Raw genomic sequence first — 20,458 nt, 5'->3', positions numbered from 1 at the left:
ACCTGGAGGCGGCACTTTCACGTGAAAGTGACGGTCTAGCGCTGCTGGAGGTGCTCGGCGAGAGCCGGTGGGGTGGCGCGTTCCGCCGTCGCCTCGTGCTCGGTGCGCGCGCCCGGGAGGTCCGGCGCCCGGCCCGTCCGGGCGGCGAGCTGGTCCTCTATCGCGTCGAGGAACTCGTCGACCTCGCGCTCGTCGTACCCGCGCTTGCCGATCAGGGGCTTCGAGAACAGCACGTGGTGCACTTCGGCGGCGGTCAGGTCGTCCTCCTCGGCGAACGTCTTGGCGACGCGCCGGACGAACTCGTCGACCTCGTGCTTGGCGTAGCCACGGCGGCCGATCGGGGCGTTACCGAAAGAGACCTCGGTGAGGTCTTCGGCGGTGAACGACATGGAACTCTCTCCGATTCCGGGGTTGGCGGTGCGAACTCCGTACACCGTCCTAACCCGTGAACAGGCTCCCCCGGAAGGGGCAGACCCCAAGCTCACCCCGACGGGCAGCCTCGCGCCCGCCATCGAGTGAGCGGGACTACCGAGCGCCATGTGGCGGGTTTCACACTGCGACCTGGGGGTTCAGCTCCGGCCGAACCACTTCCGGGTGCCCTCGGGACGCCGTTCCCCGGCCACCGGCGGCGGAGGCGGCGGCTTCCGCAACCGGACCAGTGCCTCTTCGGCCTCGTCGAGGAAGAGGTCGACCTGGGCCTGGTCGTAGCTGCGCGCGCCGAGCGGCATGATCGTGAACTCGACGTAGTGGATGTCGTCGGGCGTCAGGATGTTCCGCCCGGCCAGCGCCTCGGCGATGAGGTCGAGGAAGGCGTCGACCTGGTCCTCGTCATAGCCGCGACGGGCGAACCGGGGTTTGCCGAACGCGATCGCCCGGACTTCGTCAGGGGTCATGGCTTCACCTTGCCACCCGTGTCAGCCTGCGTGAAAGGTGTTCTGCGCGGCCGCGAGGCCGGTCCCGACCAGGGCCTCGGTCGCGTCCGCGCACCGGTCGACCTCGAACGGGAGCTCCTTGCGCTCGACCGTCGAAAAGTCCTTCAGCACGAAGTCCGCCGGGTCCTGGCGGCCCGGCGGGCGGCCGATCCCGAACCGCACCCGGTAGTACTCGCGGGTGCCGAGCGACTTCGTGATCGAGCGGAGCCCGTTGTGGCCGTTGTCGCCGCCGCCGAACTTGAGCTTCAGGGCGCCGAAGTCGACGTCCAGCTCGTCGTGCACCACGACGACCCCGGTCGGCGGGATCTTGAAGAACTTCGCGGCGCCGACCACCGGCCCGCCCGAGAGGTTCATGAACGAGCGCGGCTTCACCAGCACGACCCGGCGGCCGCCGAGACGGCCTTCGAGCACCTCCGCGCCGCTCTTGTGCGCCTTGAACTTGCCGCCGACCCGGCCGGCCAGCTCGTCCAGCACCATGAACCCGACATTGTGCCGGTTTCCGGCGTACTGGGGCCCGGGATTGCCGAGGCCGGCGAGCAGGATCAGCTCGCCGGCCCCGGGCAGGTCTTCGGTCATGCGGAAAGACTATTCGGCGGCTTCGGCCGACTCGCCGCCCGCCTCGGTGGCGGTGTCCTCGTCGTCTTCCTCTTCACGCTGCGGCTCGTTGACGGCCACGACGAGGGCGTCCGGGTCGGTGACCAGGACGGCGCCCTGGGGCAGCTCGACCTGCGACGCGACGATCTGGGTGCCGATCTCGGCGCCCTCGATCGAGACCTCGAACTGGTCCGGGATGTGCAGCGCCTCGACCTCGACCTGCAGGGTGTCGACGTCCTGGTTGACCAGGCCGCCGGGGCCGGGGTTGCCGGTGACGACGACGGGGACGTCGACGACGATCTTCTCGCCGCGCTTCACGACCAGCAGGTCGACGTGCTCGATGTAGTTCTTGAGCGGGTGCACGACGATGGTCTTCGTCAGCGCGAGCTCGTCGGAGCCCTCGATGGCGAGGGTGATGACGGCGTTGGAGCCGTTCTCACGCACGACGCGGGCGAACTCGATGGCCGGCAGCGCGAAGTGCCGGGGGTCCGAGCCGTGGCCGTACAGGACGGCGGGGATCTTGCCGGCGCGACGCGTGCGACGCGCGGCGCCCTTGCCGAACTCGGTGCGCGGCTCGACGGACAGACGTACCTCGGACACGGTGTGGCACTCCTTCAAATCACGAACATGGTGCGGTGAACAGCATGCTGCGGCGGGGATGCGATGGGTCTTGTCGTTCGGGTGGTTGCGTTCGGCGGCGAGATTTCCGGGCGTGCACGACAGCCGGGAGGGCTACTCGAGCCGCCGCGTCGATCACGCCGGGCACCCTGGAAGGGCCCCGCCTCGCCGAGACAACCTCAAGAGTGTAAACCAACCTCATCACGGTGGGTTGCGGCGGGTGCCCGGACCAGGCTAGAACCCTCCTGGAGCCCAGGATGTGACGACACAAATCCGGTGGCGGGACTTCGCCTGCCGAGGTGTGCTCGGCGGAGCGGAAGAGCAGGGGGCGGAAGATGCGGGCTCGAGGCACGGTGGCGGCCGTGTTGCTGCTGAGCGGGCTGCTGGCCGGTTGTCAGGTGGCGGTCCCGGGCACGCCCGGGGTGTCCGCGGCGGACCAGGAGAAGGCGGACCGGCGCGCCGAGCAGCGCACGGCGGTCGACGCCGCACTGGCGGCGCTGGAGCAGGCGCCCGCGCTCGCGCTGAAGGCGACGGTCAAGGGCGCCGAGCAGCAGTTCCGGATCACCCGCGGCGGCAGCGCGGTCGGCGCGCTGCCGCTCGAGGGCCGCGTCGTCCAGGTGACGTCCGCCGCCGGGCAGTTCTACCTGCAGGCCGACGCCGACTACTGGAAGGCGCACGCGATCGACGAGGGCACCCAGTTCGGCACGAGCTGGGTGCGCTCGCAAGGTACCGAGCTGCCGATGGACCCGGCGGCCAGGCTCGCCCCCGCCGCCCTCGCCGGCGCGCTGCGCAAGGCGATCGCCGGGATGGACCAGGCGCGCGAGCCGGTCAAGGCCAAGCTCCCGGACGGCACCGAGGTCTTCCAGCTCGGGGCCGCGCCCAGCGTCGTGCGGATCACGACCGCGAAGCCGAACCGCGTCGTCAGCTTCGCGCCGGCGCTGCTCGACCCGCAGGGCGGGCCGAAGTTCGGCGCGGAGTTCCAGGTCGCCCCGCTCACCGGGGACGCGATCAAGAAGTTCCACACCGACCTCGACAACACCGTCGGCGGCCTCGGGCAGCCGTTCGAGGGGCTGGTGCAGGCGAGCGCCGTCGTCACCAACGACAACCTGGACTGCAAGGACTTCGTCGGTTCGTGCACGACGACGGTGGACGTCTCCAACAGCGTCGTCGGCTCGCCGGCTTCGGGTGAGAAGAGCACCGTGCACCTCAACCTCTCGGTCGAGGTGAGCGCCGACTCGCTCGGCTCGCAGACATGCACGGCGGCCGCCGACGCCGAGCCGTACGCGACGGTCAAGATGTCCTGCACGGTCACCTTCCGGCTGCCGAACCGCACGGCCAGCTACCAGGTGCTGTCCAAGCCGAGCGCGACGGCGGAGGTCCGCGCCGCCCTCGACGTCAACGCGGTGAAGCAGAAGCTGGCCACGGAGTTCGCCGCGCTGGGCGGCTGACCTGGACACCTACCCGGCGGTGCGTTGCTTCCGTTGAAGTAGGTGATCTTCCGTTCCTAGCATCGGCTGTGACAGCCGACTTTCGAACGGAGCAGATGACATGGCCAAGCTGGTGGTTTTCGGGGGGACCGGGTACGCCGGGAGCAGGATCGGCGCCGAGGCGGTGCGCCGCGGGCACGAGGTCGCCGGCGTCGCGCGCAACCCCGGCTCGGTGCCCGAGGGCGTCGAAGCGGTGCAGGGTTCGTTGCACGACGAGGAGTTCGTGGCGCGGGCCGCCAAGGACGCGGACGTCTTCGTGGTCGCCACCCCGGCCCGCGCGATCGACGGCGAGAAGCTGATCGACGCGGTGCCCGGACTGGTCCGGATCGCGCGCGAGAACGGCGTCCGCCTGTCGTTCGTGGGCGGCGCGGCGAGCCTGCTCGTCGCCGAGGGCGGCCCGCGGCTGTTCGACACCCCGGAGTTCCCGGACGAGTACAAGGAAGAGGCCGGCAACCACGCCGAGGTGCTCGCCCTGCTGCGTGAGCAGCCCGAGGACCTCGACTGGTTCTACGTCAGCCCTGCCGCCGAGTTCGGCGCCTGGATCCCCGGCGAGCGCCGCGGCGAGTTCCGGGTCGGCGGCGACGTCCTGGTCACCGACGAGAACGGCAAGTCGCACATCGGCGGCGACGACTACGCGATCGCGTACGTCGACGAGATCGAGCAGCCGAAGCACCGCCGTGCGCGGTTCACTGTCGCCTACTGAAGCTCCTTCAGTACGGGCGCGAAGGTTTCGAGGAACGGCTCGAAGACCGTGATGTAGGAGAAGCCGTAGCGCTTGCGCCGTTCCTCCAGCTGTCCGGCGATCTCCTCGACCGTGCCCAGCAGCAACTGGGGCGCGTCGAGGAGTTCGTCGACGCTGCGGGCGGCGCGGTGCTCGGTCTCGTCGTGCCACGCCGACGCCGCGGCCCGGCGGTCGTCGGTGACCACGACCCGCTGCACCAGCATGTTGTACTCGACGTCGCGGGCCCCGGCGCGAGCCCGGAAGTACGCCACGCGCTCGTCCATCGCCTCGGCGTTGTCGAGGACGAACGTGCCCGGCGGCCGGCCGGGCGCCTGCCTCAGGCCCGCGAAACCCACGACGTCCGCGTGCTCGGCGGCCAGGCCGAGCACGCCGTCGCTGTTGCCCGCGATGAGCAGCCGCGGCTGCTCGACCCCCTCGTCTTCGAAGTGTTTCCGCAGGAAGCCGAGGCTCTCTTCGAGGTAGCCGATGCGGCCCGCGGCGTTCTGCCACGGCAGCCCGGCGGCGTCGAACTCGCTCTTCATGTGCCCGGAACCGAGGCCCAGATCCAGGCGCCCGCCGAGCAGCGCGGCCGTCGACGACGCTTCCCGCGCGAAGAGCGAAAGGTTGTAGAAGGGCACGTTGGACACGAGCGTGCCGAGCCGCGGCCGTTCGGTGACGGCGGCGGCCATGGCCAGCGCCGGGAACGGCGCGAACCGTCCGGTACCGAGGTGATCGGGCACGGTGATGACGTCATAGCCGAGTTCCTCGGCCCGCCGGCACTTCGCGATCCACGCGTCCCGGCTGCCGATTTCGCGGAAGCTCACGCCGAACTTGTAGTTCCCCATGCCGGCGACGCTAGCGCCGGGAACCGCCGCCGGGCGCGGAGTTCGCGCCCGGCGGACGGGTTCGTCAGGCGTTGCCGTCGAAGAGGGACGTGACCGAGCCGTCCTCGAAGACCTGCTGGATGGCTTCCGCCAGCATCGGGGCGATCGACAGCACGGTCAGGCCGTTGAACCGCTTCTCCTCGGGGATCGGCAGCGAGTTCGTGACGATGACCTCGCGCGCCTTGCACTGCGAAAGCCGCTCGGTCGCCGGGTCCGACAGGATGCCGTGGGTCGTCGCGATGACGACGTCCGCCGCGCCCTCGTCGATCAGCGCTTCGGTGGCCTTCACGATCGTGCCGCCGGTGTCGATCATGTCGTCGATCAGCACGCAGAGCTTGCCCTCGACCTTGCCGACCACGCGGTTGGCGACGGCCTGGTTCGGCTTGTCCGGGTCGCGGGTCTTGTGGATGAACGCGATCGGCCGGTCGCCCAGCTGCTGCGCCCACTTCTCGGCCAGCCGCACGCGGCCCGAGTCCGGCGAGACGACGGTGATGTCGGCGTCGCCGTAGGTCTTCTTGATGTGGTCGGCCAGCACGCTCTGGGCCATCAGGTGGTCGACGGGGCCGTCGAAGAAGCCCTGGATCTGCGCGGTGTGCAGGTCGACCGTCATGATCCGGTCGGCGCCCGCGGTCTTGAACAGGTCCGCGATCAGCCGGGCCGAGATCGGCTCGCGGCCCTTGTGCTTCTTGTCCTGGCGCGCGTACGGGTAGAACGGCATCACGACGGTGATCCGCTTCGCGCTCGCCCGCTTGAGCGCGTCCACCATGATCAGCTGCTCCATCACGTACTCGTTGATGGGCGTGGTGTGCGCCTGGATGACGAAGGCGTCGGTGCCGCGGACGGACTCCTCGAAGCGGACGAACAGCTCGCCGTTGGCGAACGTGTGAGCCGTCTGCGGGGTGATCGTCACGTTGAGGTGCTCGGCGACCTCTTCGGCGAGCTCCCGGTGCGCCCGTCCGGAGAAGAGCATCAAGTTCTTCTTCGGCGTACCTGACTTCGGACTCATGCTGGCGACTCCCCGTCGGTTCCTGCTGCTGAATCGGCGTCGAGGGCGGCCTGCGCCGCCTCCGCCGCGGGCGTACCCGGCCGGCGCCGGATCGCCCAGCCTTCGATGTTGCGCTGCGGCGGCGCCGACACCGCGAGTGTGCCCGGCGGGACGTCTTCGCGGATCACGGCACCCGCACCACTGTAAGCGCCGTCACCGATCCGCACCGGGGCGACGAAGGTGTTGTCGGCGCCCAACCGGACATGCGACCCGATAACGGTCTTGTGCTTGTTCACGCCGTCGTAGTTCACGAACACGCTGGAGCAGCCGATGTTGCTGTTCTCGCCGATCGTGGCGTCGCCGACGTAGGTCAGGTGCGGCACCTTGGTGCCGGCGCCGATGTCGGCGGCCTTCGTCTCGACGAACGCGCCGAGCTTGGCCTTGACACCCAGCTTGGTGCCCGGCCGCAGGTAGGTGAACGGCCCGACGTTCACGCGGTCGCCCAGCTCGGAGTCGGAGCCGTGCACCCGCACGACGGAGGCGCCGGCCCCGATCGAGACGTTGGTCAGCGTGCTGTCCGGGCCGACGGTGCTGCCCTCGCCGACCGAGGTCGTGCCCTTGAGCTGCACGCCCGGCTCGATCACGACGTCACGCGAGAGGGTGACGCCGGCGTCGATCCAGGTCGAGGCCGGGTCGACGACCGTGACGCCCTCGCGCTGCCAGCGGCGGACGATCCGGCGGTTCAGCTCGGCGCCGAGCACCGACAGCTGGACGCGGTCGTTGACGCCCTCGGTCAGCCACGGGTCGTCGACGACCAGCGCGCCGACGCCCCGGCCGTCGCCGTTCGCGATGCCCAGGACGTCGGTGAGGTAGAGCTCGCCCTGCGCGTTGTCGGTCGACAGGCGCGAAAGGCCGTCGCGCAGCACCGCGGCGTCGAAGGCGTAGACACCCGAGTTGATCTCGGTGATCTCCGCCTGCTCCGGGGTGGCGTCCTTGTGCTCGACGATCCCGGTGACGTGGCCGGCGTCGTCGCGCGTGATGCGGCCGTAGCCGGCCGGGTCGGCGACCACGGCGGTGAGCACGGTGACGGCGTTCTTCGCCTCGAGGTGCTCGGCCAGCAGGGCCGAGAGCGTCTCGGTGTCCAGGAGCGGGACGTCGCCGTAGCTGACGATCACGGTGCCGGTGAGGTCGGCGGGCAGGGTCGCGAGGGCGCAGCCGACGGCGTGGCCGGTGCCCTTCTGCTCGGCCTGCACCGCGGTGCCGACCGCGCGGCCGAGGTTCTCCGCGACGGCGGCCAGGTGCTCGCCGACGGCCTCGCGGCCGTGGCCGACGACCACGACGAGGTGCTCGGGGTCCAGGCCGGCGGCGGCCCGGACGGCGTGCTCGACGAGGGGCCGCCCGGCGATGGGGTGCAGCACCTTCGGCGTCGAGGAACGCATGCGGGTGCCTTCACCCGCGGCCAGGATCAACGTGCTCAGCGGGCCGGTCAACGACGCTCCCAACGGTTACCAACTGGTGGCTTCTGTCGGGCACCGATCCTAACTGTGCTCCTCGGGGTCCCACGCGGGGTCGGTCGGTAGGCCCTCGCTCGTCCACGCCGCAGCTGGGTCCGCAGCCATCGAGTTGGCCGAGGCCACCTGGTTGCCGCCGCCGCGTTTGGCCTGGTACATGGCCGCGTCCGCGCGGGCGAGGACCTGCTCGCCCCGCTCCTGCGGGCGCAGGGAGACGAGCCCGATCGACAGCGTGACGCCGTGCGACAGGTGGTGCGGCAGGCCGGCGACGGACTTCACCGCACGGCCGAGCGCCATCTTCGCCGCGGACGCCGGGGTGCCCGGCAGCAGCACGATGAACTCGTCACCGCCGTAGCGCGCCACCAGGTCGTCACCGCGCAGGGCGTCACGCAGCGTGCTCGCGACGACACGCAGCACATTGTCGCCTTCGGCGTGCGACTGCTTGTCGTTGACGCCCTTGAAGCCGTCGAGGTCGACGAGCGCGACGGCGAGCGGCTGCGCGTCGGCCGAGGACGCGAGCTGCCGCAGCTTCTCGTCCAGCGCGCGCCGGTTCGGCAGGCCGGTGAGCGGGTCCTGCAGCGCCTGCTGGGTGATCGCGCCGTGCTCGGCCGACAGCCGTTCGTGCTCGCGGCGGGCGTTCAGCGTGGCGATCTGCGACTCGCGCAGGCTCCACATCTCCGTCTCCAGCCGGGTCGCGTAGTCGATCAGCGACTGGCTGGCGCCGGACGCGTAGTCCGGGCTGGTGTCGAGGCGGGCGAGTTCGCGGGCGATGTTCAGCCGCATCGACGGCTGGGAGCCGTCCTCGCCCAGCGACTCGCGGGCCGAGCGGAGCACGTCCAGCGCGTCTTCCCGCCGGCCGGCCTTGTCGAAGCAGCGGGCGAGGGCGATCGTCACGATCTCGCGTTCGCCCGGGTAGCCGATGCCCTCGTGGAGCCCGCGGAGCCGGTCGATCTGGTCCTCGGTGGGCCGGTGCAGCGCGAGCGCGGCGGCCAGCACGCCGACCTGCTCGACGGCTTCGACGCCGGCCCGGCGCGGGAACAGCGACTCGCTGTAGGGGCCCTCGATGGCCATCGCCATCGAGGCGGCGGTGCGGAACTTGTCGGCGCTCTCGTCGTACTCTTCGATCCGCTCCAGCCGCAGGCCCCAGCCGAGCAGCATCTTCACCCGGTTCAGCAGCTGCAGGGTGATCTCGTGCGGGGTCGCGCTCTCGCGGATCGCGGACGCGGCGCGGCTGCTGACCTCTTCGGCGGCTTCGTAGACGCCGAGCTGGTTGAGCACGATCCAGCAGTCGTTCAGCGTCGACCACAGCATCCGGTTCCAGGTGCGGATCCCGACCTGGCGGTCCGGGATCGCGGAGTCGTCGAGGATGGCCAGCGCGCGGGCGATCTCGGTGAGCGCGGCGTCCTCCTGCGCGGCGAGCACGAGGCGGCGCCCGCGTAGGGCGTGCGCGTCGGCCCGCAGCAGCGCCAGGCCGTGGCGCCGGGTGTGCGCGAGCATCTCGTCGAGCCGCGGCTCCGCTTCGGCGGCGAGGCCCTTGGTGATCAGCCGGGCGGTGGCGGAGGAGCGCAGCAGCTGCGCGACCAGCAACGGCTCGCCGCGGCGCTGGGTCTCGTCGAGCAGCTCGTCCATCTGCGCGACGATCTCGAGCTGGTGGGGGTAGTCCGAACGCTGGACCGCGGCGGTCAGCTCACGCGCGCGTCCGACGAGCCAGGCGTCGGACATCTCGATCAGCGTGGGCCGCCTGGCCGCTACCGGGTCGGTCGCCTCTTCGGTCAGCGCCAACCTCCCGGTGTCGTGGTTCGGGGTCCTCAGCTTGGTGTTTTCGCTGCTCCGCCGCCAGGATTCGAACCTGAACTGTCAGAACCAAAATCTGAAGTGCTGCCGATTACACTACGGCGGATTGCTCCTGGTCAGGATAGCGACGATCGGGTGTCGTCCGCGCGGGGGATGCGTTACGCGCCCGTCTGCCGGGTACCCGGGTCCGAAGTACCGGTGAGAGGTTCAGCCACTCCCCACCCGGCGGAACCTCCTGTACCGTAACTTACGGCATCGTAGGTTAGGTAACCCTTTGTAGGGGCACCACGCAGGAAGAAGTGAAGCGTATGACGGCCACGCTCGACCGTTCGCAGCCCACCGGGGAGCCTCCGGCGCCCAAGGGGCCCAAACCTGTCATCGAAGGCACACGCGGAATCGGCGTGCAGCTTTCGGTCTACTTCGGCGTGATCGCGCCGTTGGTGGCACTGCTGGTCGCGGTGCCGTTCGCCTGGGGCTGGGGGCTGAGCTGGGTCGACGTCGGCATCTTCGTGGTGTTCTACGCGATCAGCGGGCTCGGCATCACGGTGTCGTACCACCGCTACTTCACGCACGGCTCGTTCAAGGCCAAGAAGTGGCTGCGCGTGGTCATGGCCATCGCCGGCAGCATCGCGCTGCAGGGCCCGGTCATCACCTGGGTCGCCGACCACCGCCGTCACCACGCGTTCTCCGACCGCGACGGCGACCCGCACTCCCCGTGGGCGTTCGGCACCTCGCCGTGGGCCATCGCCAAGGGTTTCTGGCACGCGCACATGGGCTGGCTGTTCGAGCGCGACCAGACGAACGCCGAGCGCTTCGCGCCGGACCTGGTGAAGGACCCGGCGATCAAGAAGGTCGACGACCTGTTCTGGCTGTGGGCCCTGATCAGCCTGGCGCTGCCGGCCCTCATCGGCGGGCTCGTGTCCTGGTCGCTGTGGGGCGCCGTGACGGCGTTCTTCTGGGCCGGCCTGGTGCGCATCTGCGTGCTGCACCACGTGACGTGGTCGATCAACTCGATCTGCCACATGATCGGCGACCGCCCGTTCACCGCCCGCGACAACTCGGCCAACTTCTGGCCGCTGGCGATCTTCAGCTTCGGCGAGTCCTGGCACAACCTGCACCACGCCGACCCGACGTCCGCGCGCCACGGCGTGAAGCGCGGCCAGATCGACATCTCGGCGCGGCTGATCTGGATCTTCGAGAAGTTCGGCTGGGTGCACGACGTGCGCTGGCCGACCCCGCAGCGGTTGGCCCGAATCGCCACGGACAAGAGCTAGCCTCACTGTAGGGTTCGGCGCGTGGCGGGGAGACGACGTTCAAAGCGTGAGCAGCAGGTCACCGGGGCAAGACCGGCCGCCCCGGTGACCCGCGTCCGGATGACCGGCAGCGAACGGCGGCAGCAGCTGCTGAACGTCGCGCGGGCGCTGTTCGCCGAAAAGGGCTTCGACGGCACGTCGATCGAGGAGATCGCGCACCGCGCCAACGTGTCGAAACCGGTGGTGTACGAGCACTTCGGCGGCAAAGAGGGCATCTACGCGGTGGTCGTCGACCGCGAAACGCAGCTGCTGCTGGAACGCATGGTCTCGACCCTCCACGGCGGTCACCCGAGGGTGATGCTGGAACAGGCGGCGACGGCGTTGCTGTCGTACGTCGAGGATTCCCACGACGGCTTCCGCATCCTGGTCCGCGACTCCCCGGTGGCGAGCTCCACGGGCACGTTTTCCACCGTGCTCAACGACATCGCGAGCCAGGTCGAGCACATCCTGGCCCAGCAGTTCGCGGCGCGTGGCTACGACGAAAAACTGGCGGCGCTGTACGCCCAGGCGTTGGTGGGCATGGTGGCGCTGACCGGCCAGTGGTGGCTCGACGCCCGGAAGCCGAAGCGTGACGAGGTCGCGGCGCACCTCGTCAACCTGGCTTGGAACGGGCTGTCCCATCTGGAGGACAAGCCCAAGCTCCGGCTGAGATGACGGTTTCCGTCGAGGGTCCGGGCGTAACGGTCACGTTGTCGAACCTCGACCGCTCGGAAGGCGACCTCGTGGTCTTCTCGGTCCGCGGTGACCTCGAACTGCGCGCGGTCCACACCGGCGGAGTCGTCGAGCTGGCGTGGACGCTCCGCGGACCCGAGTCGGTGCTGGATCGGGCGCGCCACTGGGAGTGCGTGGCCCGCACGTTCCTGACTCCGGGCGAGGAACTGCGCCGCTTCAGTGCGGACGTGACCGCGTTCCTGGCTACTTGAGCAAGCCGGCCTGGTGCAAGTGGTCGAAGATGAGCTTGTCCACCGCCGACACCCGGTCACGGTCCGCGTAGCCGAGCCAGGCGATCTCCTCGATCTCGCTGCTCGCCGCCAACGTCCCTGTGTACTCCGCGGTGAAGCACGTCATCCGGACGACCACGCCCGCCGCCTTGCCGTCCGCCTGGGCTTCGAAGGCGCCGGCCGGCCGGATCGTCGGCTCGGCGATCGCGACGGTGACCTCTTCGCGGATCTCGCGCACCAGGGTCTGCTCGTCCGTCTCGCCCGGCTCGCGCTTGCCGCCCGGGAGGTAGTACGCCTGCTTGCCGCGCGAGCGCGTGCTCAGGATGCGGCCGTCCACCAGGTGCAGCCAGGCGATCTTGTCGATCACGCCAGCCCCGCCAGCGCCTCGTCGGTGGTCACGACCGTGCCCAGGCGCGGGAAGATCTTCGTGATCGCGTTCTCGTGCGAGATGTCCGACAGGGCCGTCATCGCGTCCGAGACCGCCACCGTGTCGTAACCGTGGTCCGAAGCCGCGCGCAGGGTCGACTCGACGCCGAACTCCGTCGCGATGCCGCCGAACACCACCGTGCGGACGCCCTGGCCGCGCAGGTACTCGTCCAGGTCGGTGCCGGCGAAGCCGCCGATCGTGAACTTGGTGACGATCTTGTCGTCCTGCGGGTCGAACACCAGCTCGTTGCCCGGCGGGTTGTCCGGCCGCGACACCTTCACGATCACGACCGGCGCGCCCGCCGCGCGGAACGCCTCCCGCAGGCGCAGGGCGTTCGCCAGGACCGTTTCGCCGGTGTGCGGCGTGGTCGGCAGCACCACGATCCGCTCCTGCAGGTCGACAAGCACGAGGGCGGACGTGGCCGGATCGATCTTCGTCATACCCCGATCCTAGGCAGTAGGGTTTCCGGACATGGGGAACAGCAGGGAAATCGTGGTGACCGGCGGCGGCACGGGCATCGGGTACGCCGTCGCGGCGGCGTTCGCGCAGGCAGGTGACCGGGTCACGATCACCGGGCGCCGGGAGAAGGTGCTCACCGAGGCGGCGACGCTGCTGGGCGCGCGGCCGGTGGTGTTCGACGCGGCCGATCCGGCGGCCGTCGAGACCGCACTGGGCGAGTTGCCGGACCGGGTCGACGTGCTCGTCAACAACGCCGGCGGCAACACGGACTTCAGCGGCGACGGCGGCGAGGGTCTCGCCGGGTTCGCGGCCGCCTTCGAGCGGAACCTCCGGTCCAATGTGGTCAGTGCGGCGCTGGTGACGCACGCGCTGCGCGACCGCCTCGCCGACGGCGCGCGGATCGTGACGATCGGCTCGATCGCCGCCCACACCGGCGCCGGCTCGTACGGCGCCGCGAAGGCCGCGGTCGAGGCGTGGAACGTCAGCGTGGCGCAGGAGTTCGGCCCGCGCGGGATCACCGCGAACGTCGTCGCGCCGGGCCTGATCGGCGAGACAGAGTTCTTCCACGGCAAGCTCAGCGACCGCCGCCGCGAGCGGCTGGTCGGCAACACGATGAACAAGCGACCTGGCACGCCGGAGGACGTCACCGCCGTGGTGACGTTCTTGGCGAGCCCGGCCGCCGGGCACGTCACCGGCCAGGTGCTGCACGTCAACGGGGGCGCCTACCTGGGCGGCTGAGGCGTCGCCGATCGGTTCGGACGCTGGAAGCCGGTCCCCGGACGCCAGGTCGGCGGTGGCGTCCGGGGACCGGCGCGGTGCTGCCGCGGGAACGCTTTCTTCGGACCGCGTCCAACACTCGTCGGTGGCGGGCGAAAAACTCCTGGTGCACACCATGTTCCGCGATCGCCTCGCGGCACGACAGTGTTCCCGGCACCGGCCGGGTGTGTCTTTTGCACACCTCAGGCGGGCGTGACCTTCAGCAGCTTGTCGTTCGTCCCGTCCGACGTGGTCACGTACAGCGCGCCGTCCGGGCCGCTGCGGACCGCCCGCAACCGGCCGAACTTGTCGTCGAACTCGGGCGGCAGGGAGACGTCGAGGACCTTGCCCGCGGGGTCCAGGTGGAACAGCAGCAGCTTCTGTCCCTTGAGGGCGACGACGACGAGCGCGCCGTCGTTCGGCCCCCACTGGGCGCCGGTCAGGAACGCGTCGCCGCTGATCGCCTCGGTGATCTTCCCGGATGTCCACAGTGGACTCACCGCGTCCGGGAAGCGCTTGAGGTCGGTCATCGGCACGCTCTCGTCGTAGCTCGAGTCCGTGCCGCCCTTCGACGGGTCCCAGCCGTAGTTCGCGCCCGGCTTCAGCAGGTTGACCTCGTCGTCGAACGTCGGGCCGTGCTCGGCGGTGATCACCTGGCCGCTGCCCGGCCGGATCGCCACGCCCTGCAGGTTGCGGTGCCCGTAGGTGTAGATGAGCCGTTCGCGCGGGTCCGGCGACGTGATGAACGGGTTGTCCGGCAACGGCTTCCCGGTCTTCGCGTCCAGCCGCAGCACCTTGCCGCCCAGCGCGTGCCGGTCCTGCGAGACGGTCGACTTCGCCGTGTCGCCGGTGCCGACCAGCAGCGCGCCGTCCGGCGCGAACGTCGGGCGGCAGCCGGAGTGCCGTCCGCTCGGGTTGACCGGCAGCCCGGTCAGCAGGTCCTTGACCTTCGTCGCGCTCGCGCCGTCGCCGGCCAGCTTCCAGGTGACCAGCCGGATGTCGACGGCCTTGCCGCCCTCCTGGTGGTCCTGGCAGGTGATGAACTCACGGCTGGTCGTGAAGTCCGGGCTGATCACCATGCCGAGCAGCCCGCCCTCGCCCTGCACGAGGACGTCGGAGAAGTCGGCCTTGACGTCGGTGACCTTGCCGTCGCGGATCAGCGCGAGCTTGCCCGGCCGCTGCGGCACGAGGTAACCGCCGTCGGGCAGGAAGCCGATGTCCCAGCCGTGCTCGAGCCCTTCGGTGACCGTCTCGACCTTGAACTTCCCGCTCGACGCCGTGGGCGCGGGTGGCGGGACGCTCTGCACGGGGGCGCTCGACGCCCCTGAGCAGCCCGTGACCAGCAGGGACACCACACCGATGAGACCCAGCACACGCCGCATAACGGCTCATCCTGCCATCAAGCGGTGAAATCGCCGTTCGCTGCCGCACGCGTGAGGAACTCCAGGTCGGCGTCGCCCGGGAGGTAGTGCCCGGTGCCGGGAACCAGATCGACGACGGCGTCCGGCGCCACCGCCTCGAGCCGCCGTTTGGTCGTCGCGGAGTCGACCATGACGTCGTCCGCGCCGGCGACGGCGTACACCGGCATGGTCAGCCCGGCCAGCGCGGCGTCGCCGAACGCCGGGAACGGCCCGGTGCGGTAGCGGTAGTTCGCCGACACGAGCAGCTGGTGCTCGACGACCGGCGACGATCCCGCGTCCCCGAGCACCCCGGCCACGGACCGGCGGCGCCCCCATTCACCCAGCATCGCCAGGAACACGGCCTTTACCAGGAACCCCTTCTTCATCGGGCCGAGGCCGATCGGGGACCGCAGCGCCAGCGCCGTGACGCGCCCGGGCCGCCGGGTCGCGTAGTCGAGCGCGAGCCAGCCGCCGAGCGACGACGTCAGGAAAGCCGCCGACGCGACCCCGAAGTGGTCGAGCACGGCGTCCAGCCAGGTCGCGTACCGGTCCGTGCCGAGCGGCGGGCGCGTCTCGGCGCTCAATCCAGGCTCGCCGATGACGTCGACGGCGTACACCCGGAACCGCTCGGCCAGCTCCGGGAGCCGGTGGGCCCATTCGCCGGAGTTGCTGCCGGAACCGTGCAGCAGCACGAGGGCCGGGGCGCCGGCCGGGCCGGAGACGAGCACGAACGTCTCGCCCTCGGGGGTCGGCACCCGCACCTGCTCGTGGGGGACGGGCCACGCCTTGAGGACGTCGAGGTAGCGCTCGCGCAGCAGCCGAGCGCCAGCTTCGGATTTGTATATCGTCATGCAAAGTACTCTAACCTTCCCTATCAAGCGGTTAAATAGGGAGTGTTAAGTCCCTGGTCGGATCAGGCCGGACTCGTAGGCGAACACCACCGCGTGCACCCGGTCGCGCAGCCGCAGCTTGCCCAGGATCCGCCCGACGTGCGTCTTCACCGTCGTCTCGCCGATGTACAGCTTCGCCGCGATCTCGCCGTTCGACAGCCCTCGCGCGATCAGCCCCAGCACGTCCTTCTCGCGCTCGGTCAGCACGCCGAGCTTCGCGACGTCGACCGGGTCGCGGTCGTCGTCGAGGTAGCGGTCGAGCAGCCGCCGGGTGACCGACGGCGAGACCATCGCGTCGCCGCGCAGCACCCCGCGGACCGCGACGAGCATCTCCTCGGACGGCGCGTCCTTCACCAGGAACCCGCTGGCCCCGGCGCGCAACGCGGCGTAGGCGTACTCGTCGAGGTCGAACGTCGTGATGATCAGGACCCGCACGTCCGGCAGCTCCGCGCAGATCCGCCCGGTCGCCGTGACGCCGTCGAGCACCGGCATCCGGACGTCCATCAGGACCAGGTCCGGCCGCAGCTCCCGAGCCTTCTCGACGGCTTCCTCGCCGTTCGCGGCCTCCCCGACGACGGCGAGGTCGTCCTGGCTCTCGACGATCATCCGCAGGCCGACCCGCACCAGTTCCTGGTCGTCGCAGAGCAGCACCCGGACGCTCACGGCCCGACCACCAGGCTCGCGCGCACCCGGTAGCCGCCGCCGGGCAACGGCCCGGTCGCCAGCTCGCCGTGGTACATCTCGACGCGCTGGCGCATCCCTTCCAGCCCGCGGCCGGACGACGGCAGCGCCGGGGAAGGTGCCCCTTCGCCACCGGTGTTCGTCACCTCGATCCGGGTCTCACCGGGCCCGAAGGCGACTTCGACGCGGCCGGTCGCGTCGGCCGGGGCGTGCTTGATCATGTTGGTCAGTGCCTCCTGGACGATCCGGTACGCCTGCAGCGCGGCGCTCGCGGGCAGGCCGCCCGGGTCGCCGGTGACGTCGAGCGTCACCGCGCGCCCGGACTGGTCGACGAGCTCCCGCAGCTCCGCGACCGTCGGCTGCGGGCTGCGCGCGGCCTGGCCGGCGTGCAGGACGTCGAGCAGCCGCCGCAGCTCGGCGAGCGCGTCACGGCCCGTGCGGCCGATGGTGTCGAGCGTGCGGTCGACGACGTCAGGGTCGCGGTGGCGAGCCAGCTTCGCGCCTTCGGCGTTCAGCACGATCACGCTCATGCTGTGCGCCAGCACGTCGTGCAGCTCCCGCGCGATCCGCGCGCGTTCCTCGGCGGCGACCGCGCGGGTCTGGGCGTCGGCCCGTTTCTCCTCCTCCTCGGCGAGCTGTTCCTTGGCGTGGAAGAACTCCCCGAGCGCCCAGGCGGCGATGTGCAGCGGGAGGATCCCGACGATCGTGAGCGTCGGGTTGTCGGAGTAGGTGCCCCAGGTGAAGCCCCACAGGAAGTCGAGGACGACGATGCCGGCCGCGACCAGCGCGCCGAACCACCGGTCGCCCAGCTTCACGAGGGTGAACAGCACCACGGCCATGCTCAGCTCGGCGCGGCCGCGGTCGAACGCCCAGATCTCGTTCGTGTAGGCCACGGTGGCCCCGGCGATGATCAGCACCGCGGCGATCCGCGGGTGACGGCGGCGCACCAGCAGCGGCAGCAGGAACAGCATCGGGATCGCTCGGGTGGTCCACGGCGCGTCGCCGTTCCAGTTGGGCGCCAGGGAGACGAACACCGCGTACAGCGGCAGGTCCACCGTCCACCGGTGCCTTCGCACCCACATCACGAGTCTTTCCACGGACCGAACGTAACGCGGTGGCCGGGCCGGTGGCGTCATTCCTCCGGTCGGTCCTTGTCCTCCTTCGGGAGGACATGCGCGGCCGATCCGGCGGATTCGGGGCCACGACGGTGGTTTCTAGCGTCGGGATTCATGTCGATCACCAGAGAATTCCTCCGCCACCCGATGCTGACGGGTGCGATCGCGGCCAGCTCGCCGCGGCTCGCCGAGACGATGACGGCCGGCCTCGGCCTGGAACACGCGTCGCGCGTCGCCGAACTGGGGCCGGGCACCGGCGTCTTCACCGAAGCCGTCCTCGCGCTGCTTCGCCCCGAAGCGCGCTTCACGGCCGTCGAGATCAACCCGCGTTTCGCGGACGCGCTGCGGGACCGGTTCCCGCAGGTCGACGTCGTGACGGGTTCGGCGGAACACCTTGCGCCCGAACGGTTCGACGTCGTCGTGTCCGGTCTGCCGTGGACCGCCATGACCGCGGACCGGCAGCACCGCATCCTCGATGCGGTCACCGCGTCGCTCGCCGCGAACGGCCGGTTCACGACGTTCGCGTACGCCCACGCCGCCTGGACACCACCCGCTCGTCGTTTCGCTGCTTCACTGCGAAGCCGCTTTGCCGTCGTAGAGCGGACTTCGGTCGTCTGGGGGAATCTGCCACCGGCGTTCGTCTACCGCGCGGCGCTGCCGGTGAGCGTGGGGAGGACCCGGCGTGGACAGCCTGCTGCGGCCCCTGCTTGACGCGCCCGCGGCGGTCGTCTACCTGGTCTGCGGCCTGCTGGTCACGGCGGAAACCGCGCTGCTGCCGGGAATCGTGCTGCCGACGCTGTCGGCGTTGCTGCTGATGGGTTTCCTCGCCGAGCGCGGCACGCTCCACCTGGGACTCGCGTTCGCGGTGGCCGTGGTGGCGGCCGTGCTCGGGGACCAGCTCGCGTACCTCGAAGGACGGCGGTGGGGACGACGGCTGGCGCGCCGCGTCGGCCAGGACCGCTGGCACCGCGCGGAATCGGCCGTCGCGCGCTACGGCGTCCCGGCGGTGATCGCCGGGCGCTGCCTGGTCGGCGTGCGGACGATCGTGCCGCGGGTGGCGGGATCAGCGGCGATGCCGTACCGGCGGTTCGCGGTGGGCAGCGTGGGTGCGGCCGTGCTGTGGGCGGGCGCGGAGCTGCTGGCCGGTCACCTGACCGCGCTGGTCGTCTGAAGCAGGGCTTCCGCGGTTTCGGCGTCCGCGGGCAGGAACGTCTCCAGCTTCAGCTCCGACACCGTGACGTCCGCCGCGGTCGCGAACGTCGTGATCGCGGTGATCAGCCGCAGCTCACCGACCGAAGTGGACAGCCGGACCGGCACCGCGAAACCCAGGTGGTCCGGGGCCGGCGGGGGTGCCGGCGGCAGGTACGTCTCGAGTTCGGCGAGCTGCGCGGCCAGCCGGTCGTCGGGGGTGCGGGCCAGGTCGTTGCGGATGCGCTCGAGGATGTGGCGCGCCCAGTCGTCGAGGTTGCGCACGCGCGGCGCCATGCCCTGCGGGTGCAGCGCGAGCCGCAGCGTGTCCACCGGCTCCTCCAGCAGTTCCGGCGCGACGCCCTCGGTGAGCAGGCCGAACGCGTCGTTGCTCGCGACCAGCACGCCGTAGCGGTCGACGACGATGGCCGGGTAGGGCCGGTGCCCGTCGAGCAGCCGCCGCAGGCCGTCGAGCACCGGCTTGATCGCCGGGTCGTCGAGCCGCGTCTCGGGGTACGACGGCGCGAAACCGGCGGCGTAGAGCAGGCCGTTGCGTTCGCGCAGCGGCAGTTCGAGGGATTCGGCGACGCGCAGCACCATCGCGCGCCCGGGCAGCGAGCGCCCGCTCTCCATGAAGCTCACGTGCCGCTGCGTCGTCCCGGCCCGCAAGGCCAGGTCGAGCTGGCTGATGTGGCGCCGCACGCGCCAGTCCTTGAGCGCCGTTCCGAAGTTCACCCGCCCATCATCTCGGCCCGCGCCATTCCCCGCGAGGAATTGAGCGCATACCCCGTCGCGGCGAGGCTGGCGGCATGACGAACTACGGCCTGGTCGTACCGACCTACCAGCCCATCCTCGACGCCGGGCGGACCGCGCCCGAGCTGGTCGAGACCGCCGTCGAGGCCGAACGGCTCGGCCTCGACTCCGTGTGGGTGGGCGACACGCTCGCCCGCGCCCCGATCGACGCGCTGACGATCCTCAGCGCGTTCGCCGCGCGCACGTCCCGCGTCACGCTCGGGACGGCGTCCCTGCTCCCGGCGCTGCGGAACCCGGTTCTCACGGCGAACCAGCTGCTCAGCATCGACCTGCTGAGCGGCGGGCGGCTCACGGTGGCGGTCGGTGCCGGGTTCACCGGGCGGAGCGAGCCGGAGTTCGCGTTCGCGGGTGTCCCGTGGGCGCGGCGCCGGGCGCGGCTGGACGACATCGTCGCGCTGTGGCGGGCCGCGTGGAGCGGCGCGACGTCGTTCCACGGGTCCCTCCTGCACTACGACTCCCTGCCGTCCTTCCCGGCGCCGTCCCGCCCGGGTGGCCCGCCGGTGTGGCTGGCGGCGCACACGCCGGAGGCCCTGGAGCGCGCTGGACGGCTCTACGACGGCTGGCTGCCGTACCCGCCGGACCCGGCGGACTACGTCTCGGGGCTGGCCGCGATCCGCTCGTCGGCGACCCGCCCGGTGACCCCGGCGCTGTTCGCGACGGTCCTGATCGAGGACGACGCCGAGCGCGGGAAGGTGCTGCTGGACGAGTACTGCCAGCGCAACTACGGCATGCCTCCCGAGTTCGTCCAGCGGATCCAGATGCAGGTCACGGGCACGGTCGCGGAGGTGGCCGCCCAGCTGCGCGAGTACGGCGGCGCGGAGCACGTGCTGCTGCGCGTCGCGAGCACCGAGCCGAAGGTCTTCGACGAGCAGCTGCCGCGGCTCGCGGAGCTGGCGGAGCACCTCCGCGGCCAGCCGTGATCGGAAATGTGTCGGGGGTGGCACGTAGG

24 protein-coding genes and 1 tRNA gene are annotated in these 20,458 nt (G+C 70.8%); 9 read left to right on the top strand and 16 right to left on the bottom strand.

Annotated features, from left to right (window positions below; translation table 11 throughout):
• Positions 1-35: 35 nt before the first annotated feature.
• The 4 genes from VA596_RS03990 to VA596_RS03975 form a co-directional block, all read right to left on the bottom strand.
• Positions 36-389, bottom strand: a complete 354-nt coding sequence (locus VA596_RS03990) for a DivIVA domain-containing protein (RefSeq protein WP_323323701.1) — start codon at positions 387-389, stop codon at positions 36-38.
• A gap of 180 nt (positions 390-569) precedes the next feature.
• A complete protein-coding gene (locus tag VA596_RS03985; RefSeq protein WP_323323699.1) occupies positions 570-893 on the bottom strand; it encodes a DivIVA domain-containing protein in 324 nt (107 codons plus the stop codon).
• Positions 894-914: 21 nt separating this feature from the next.
• Positions 915-1,508 (bottom strand): aminoacyl-tRNA hydrolase, encoded by a 594-nt coding sequence (gene pth, locus VA596_RS03980; protein ID WP_323323697.1) that lies wholly within the window; start codon positions 1,506-1,508, stop codon positions 915-917.
• Positions 1,509-1,517: 9 nt separating this feature from the next.
• A complete protein-coding gene (locus VA596_RS03975; protein WP_323323695.1) occupies positions 1,518-2,126 on the bottom strand; it encodes a 50S ribosomal protein L25/general stress protein Ctc in 609 nt (202 codons plus the stop codon).
• Between the two features lie 353 nt (positions 2,127-2,479).
• Here VA596_RS03975 and VA596_RS03970 point away from each other — a divergent pair, with 353 nt between their 5' ends.
• Positions 2,480-3,592, top strand: coding sequence for a hypothetical protein (locus VA596_RS03970; protein ID WP_323323693.1), 1,113 nt, complete (start codon positions 2,480-2,482; stop codon positions 3,590-3,592).
• 100 nt (positions 3,593-3,692) lie between these two features.
• Positions 3,693-4,334, top strand: a complete 642-nt coding sequence (locus VA596_RS03965) for an NAD(P)-dependent oxidoreductase (protein ID WP_323323691.1) — start codon at positions 3,693-3,695, stop codon at positions 4,332-4,334.
• Here VA596_RS03965 and VA596_RS03960 read toward each other — a convergent pair.
• The 5 genes from VA596_RS03960 to VA596_RS03940 form a co-directional block, all read right to left on the bottom strand.
• A complete protein-coding gene (locus tag VA596_RS03960) occupies positions 4,328-5,197 on the bottom strand; it encodes a TIGR03621 family F420-dependent LLM class oxidoreductase (RefSeq protein WP_323323689.1) in 870 nt (289 codons plus the stop codon). The two genes, VA596_RS03965 and VA596_RS03960, sit on opposite strands and share 7 nt — an antisense overlap.
• Positions 5,198-5,261: 64 nt before the next feature.
• Complete coding sequence (locus VA596_RS03955) at positions 5,262-6,242, bottom strand: ribose-phosphate diphosphokinase (protein WP_323323687.1); 981 nt, start codon at positions 6,240-6,242, stop codon at positions 5,262-5,264.
• Positions 6,239-7,711: a bifunctional UDP-N-acetylglucosamine diphosphorylase/glucosamine-1-phosphate N-acetyltransferase GlmU gene (gene glmU / locus VA596_RS03950; RefSeq protein WP_323323685.1), complete on the bottom strand. Its 1,473-nt coding sequence runs from the start codon at positions 7,709-7,711 to the stop codon at positions 6,239-6,241. Before glmU ends, VA596_RS03955 begins: the two co-directional genes overlap by 4 nt.
• 48 nt (positions 7,712-7,759) lie before the next feature.
• Positions 7,760-9,514 carry a GGDEF domain-containing protein gene (locus VA596_RS03945; RefSeq protein ID WP_323323683.1) on the bottom strand — a complete coding sequence of 585 codons (1,755 nt, stop codon included), beginning with the start codon at positions 9,512-9,514 and terminating at the stop codon, positions 7,760-7,762.
• A 46-nt stretch (positions 9,515-9,560) separates the two neighbouring features.
• Positions 9,561-9,632: transfer RNA gene (locus VA596_RS03940), tRNA-Gln, on the bottom strand.
• A 202-nt stretch (positions 9,633-9,834) separates the two neighbouring features.
• Between VA596_RS03940 and VA596_RS03935 the strand changes: the two genes are divergently transcribed.
• The 3 genes from VA596_RS03935 (at position 9,835) to VA596_RS03925 (ending at position 11,762) form a co-directional block, all read left to right on the top strand.
• On the top strand, positions 9,835-10,800 hold the full coding sequence (locus VA596_RS03935; protein ID WP_323323681.1) for an acyl-CoA desaturase: 966 nt from the start codon (positions 9,835-9,837) through the stop codon (positions 10,798-10,800).
• A 99-nt stretch (positions 10,801-10,899) separates the two neighbouring features.
• Positions 10,900-11,493 (top strand): TetR/AcrR family transcriptional regulator, encoded by a 594-nt coding sequence (locus VA596_RS03930; RefSeq protein WP_284748553.1) that lies wholly within the window; start codon positions 10,900-10,902, stop codon positions 11,491-11,493.
• Complete coding sequence (locus tag VA596_RS03925; protein ID WP_323323679.1) at positions 11,490-11,762, top strand: DUF6228 family protein; 273 nt, start codon at positions 11,490-11,492, stop codon at positions 11,760-11,762. Before VA596_RS03930 ends, VA596_RS03925 begins: the two co-directional genes overlap by 4 nt.
• On the opposite strand, the gene VA596_RS03920 is transcribed toward VA596_RS03925, so the two are convergent.
• Both VA596_RS03920 and VA596_RS03915 read right to left on the bottom strand, forming a co-directional pair.
• On the bottom strand, positions 11,755-12,147 hold the full coding sequence (locus VA596_RS03920; protein ID WP_323323678.1) for an NUDIX hydrolase: 393 nt from the start codon (positions 12,145-12,147) through the stop codon (positions 11,755-11,757). The two genes, VA596_RS03925 and VA596_RS03920, sit on opposite strands and share 8 nt — an antisense overlap.
• On the bottom strand, positions 12,144-12,647 hold the full coding sequence (locus tag VA596_RS03915; protein ID WP_323323676.1) for an isochorismatase family protein: 504 nt from the start codon (positions 12,645-12,647) through the stop codon (positions 12,144-12,146). Before VA596_RS03915 ends, VA596_RS03920 begins: the two co-directional genes overlap by 4 nt.
• A 31-nt stretch (positions 12,648-12,678) precedes the next feature.
• Here VA596_RS03915 and VA596_RS03910 point away from each other — a divergent pair, with 31 nt between their 5' ends.
• Complete coding sequence (locus VA596_RS03910; protein ID WP_323323674.1) at positions 12,679-13,404, top strand: SDR family NAD(P)-dependent oxidoreductase; 726 nt, start codon at positions 12,679-12,681, stop codon at positions 13,402-13,404.
• Between the two features lie 221 nt (positions 13,405-13,625).
• Here VA596_RS03910 and VA596_RS03905 read toward each other — a convergent pair whose 3' ends face one another.
• Genes VA596_RS03905 through VA596_RS03890 form a run of 4 tightly spaced genes read right to left on the bottom strand, consistent with a single transcriptional unit; the run spans position 13,626 to position 17,475 of the window.
• Positions 13,626-14,804 (bottom strand): PQQ-dependent sugar dehydrogenase, encoded by a 1,179-nt coding sequence (locus VA596_RS03905; protein WP_323323673.1) that lies wholly within the window; start codon positions 14,802-14,804, stop codon positions 13,626-13,628.
• 17 nt (positions 14,805-14,821) lie between these two features.
• Positions 14,822-15,673, bottom strand: a complete 852-nt coding sequence (locus tag VA596_RS03900; protein ID WP_323323671.1) for an alpha/beta fold hydrolase — start codon at positions 15,671-15,673, stop codon at positions 14,822-14,824.
• Positions 15,674-15,718: 45 nt separating this feature from the next.
• Positions 15,719-16,375, bottom strand: a complete 657-nt coding sequence (locus tag VA596_RS03895) for a response regulator transcription factor (protein ID WP_323323669.1) — start codon at positions 16,373-16,375, stop codon at positions 15,719-15,721.
• Positions 16,372-17,475 (bottom strand): sensor histidine kinase, encoded by a 1,104-nt coding sequence (locus tag VA596_RS03890; RefSeq protein WP_323325635.1) that lies wholly within the window; start codon positions 17,473-17,475, stop codon positions 16,372-16,374. The genes VA596_RS03895 and VA596_RS03890 overlap by 4 nt, the downstream gene beginning before the upstream one ends.
• A gap of 147 nt (positions 17,476-17,622) precedes the next feature.
• Here VA596_RS03890 and VA596_RS03885 point away from each other — a divergent pair, with 147 nt between their 5' ends.
• A complete protein-coding gene (locus tag VA596_RS03885; RefSeq protein WP_323323667.1) occupies positions 17,623-18,219 on the top strand; it encodes a class I SAM-dependent methyltransferase in 597 nt (198 codons plus the stop codon).
• Positions 18,191-18,679: a DedA family protein gene (locus VA596_RS03880; RefSeq protein ID WP_323323665.1), complete on the top strand. Its 489-nt coding sequence runs from the start codon at positions 18,191-18,193 to the stop codon at positions 18,677-18,679. The genes VA596_RS03885 and VA596_RS03880 overlap by 29 nt, the downstream gene beginning before the upstream one ends.
• Here VA596_RS03880 and VA596_RS03875 read toward each other — a convergent pair.
• Positions 18,655-19,431: a helix-turn-helix transcriptional regulator gene (locus VA596_RS03875; protein ID WP_323323663.1), complete on the bottom strand. Its 777-nt coding sequence runs from the start codon at positions 19,429-19,431 to the stop codon at positions 18,655-18,657. The two genes, VA596_RS03880 and VA596_RS03875, sit on opposite strands and share 25 nt — an antisense overlap.
• A 74-nt stretch (positions 19,432-19,505) precedes the next feature.
• Between VA596_RS03875 and VA596_RS03870 the strand changes: the two genes are divergently transcribed.
• A complete protein-coding gene (locus VA596_RS03870) occupies positions 19,506-20,429 on the top strand; it encodes an LLM class flavin-dependent oxidoreductase (protein ID WP_323323661.1) in 924 nt (307 codons plus the stop codon).
• Positions 20,430-20,458: the final 29 nt, after the last annotated feature.

This window comes from Amycolatopsis heterodermiae (genome assembly GCF_034929455.1).
Lineage (GTDB): Bacteria > Actinomycetota > Actinomycetes > Mycobacteriales > Pseudonocardiaceae > Amycolatopsis > Amycolatopsis heterodermiae.
The sequence above is the reverse complement of the archived record's forward strand: the minus strand, read 5'-3'. Positions and strand labels throughout refer to the sequence as shown.

What these genes read in the sequence shown, in the direction of transcription:
- VA596_RS03990 (WP_323323701.1), bottom strand. Translation starts at nt 389, where the DNA reads ATGTCGTTCACCGCCGAAGACCTCACCGAGGTCTCTTTCGGTAACGCC.
- VA596_RS03985 (WP_323323699.1), bottom strand. Translation starts at nt 893, where the DNA reads ATGACCCCTGACGAAGTCCGGGCGATCGCGTTCGGCAAACCCCGGTTC.
- pth (WP_323323697.1), bottom strand. Translation starts at nt 1,508, where the DNA reads ATGACCGAAGACCTGCCCGGGGCCGGCGAGCTGATCCTGCTCGCCGGC.
- VA596_RS03970 (WP_323323693.1), top strand. Translation starts at nt 2,480, where the DNA reads ATGCGGGCTCGAGGCACGGTGGCGGCCGTGTTGCTGCTGAGCGGGCTG.
- VA596_RS03965 (WP_323323691.1), top strand. Translation starts at nt 3,693, where the DNA reads ATGGCCAAGCTGGTGGTTTTCGGGGGGACCGGGTACGCCGGGAGCAGG.
- VA596_RS03960 (WP_323323689.1), bottom strand. Translation starts at nt 5,197, where the DNA reads ATGGGGAACTACAAGTTCGGCGTGAGCTTCCGCGAAATCGGCAGCCGG.
- VA596_RS03955 (WP_323323687.1), bottom strand. Translation starts at nt 6,242, where the DNA reads ATGAGTCCGAAGTCAGGTACGCCGAAGAAGAACTTGATGCTCTTCTCC.
- VA596_RS03935 (WP_323323681.1), top strand. Translation starts at nt 9,835, where the DNA reads ATGACGGCCACGCTCGACCGTTCGCAGCCCACCGGGGAGCCTCCGGCG.
- VA596_RS03930 (WP_284748553.1), top strand. Translation starts at nt 10,900, where the DNA reads ATGACCGGCAGCGAACGGCGGCAGCAGCTGCTGAACGTCGCGCGGGCG.
- VA596_RS03925 (WP_323323679.1), top strand. Translation starts at nt 11,490, where the DNA reads ATGACGGTTTCCGTCGAGGGTCCGGGCGTAACGGTCACGTTGTCGAAC.
- VA596_RS03915 (WP_323323676.1), bottom strand. Translation starts at nt 12,647, where the DNA reads ATGACGAAGATCGATCCGGCCACGTCCGCCCTCGTGCTTGTCGACCTG.
- VA596_RS03910 (WP_323323674.1), top strand. Translation starts at nt 12,679, where the DNA reads ATGGGGAACAGCAGGGAAATCGTGGTGACCGGCGGCGGCACGGGCATC.
- VA596_RS03905 (WP_323323673.1), bottom strand. Translation starts at nt 14,804, where the DNA reads ATGCGGCGTGTGCTGGGTCTCATCGGTGTGGTGTCCCTGCTGGTCACG.
- VA596_RS03900 (WP_323323671.1), bottom strand. Translation starts at nt 15,673, where the DNA reads ATGACGATATACAAATCCGAAGCTGGCGCTCGGCTGCTGCGCGAGCGC.
- VA596_RS03890 (WP_323325635.1), bottom strand. Translation starts at nt 17,475, where the DNA reads ATGTGGGTGCGAAGGCACCGGTGGACGGTGGACCTGCCGCTGTACGCG.
- VA596_RS03885 (WP_323323667.1), top strand. Translation starts at nt 17,623, where the DNA reads ATGTCGATCACCAGAGAATTCCTCCGCCACCCGATGCTGACGGGTGCG.
- VA596_RS03870 (WP_323323661.1), top strand. Translation starts at nt 19,506, where the DNA reads ATGACGAACTACGGCCTGGTCGTACCGACCTACCAGCCCATCCTCGAC.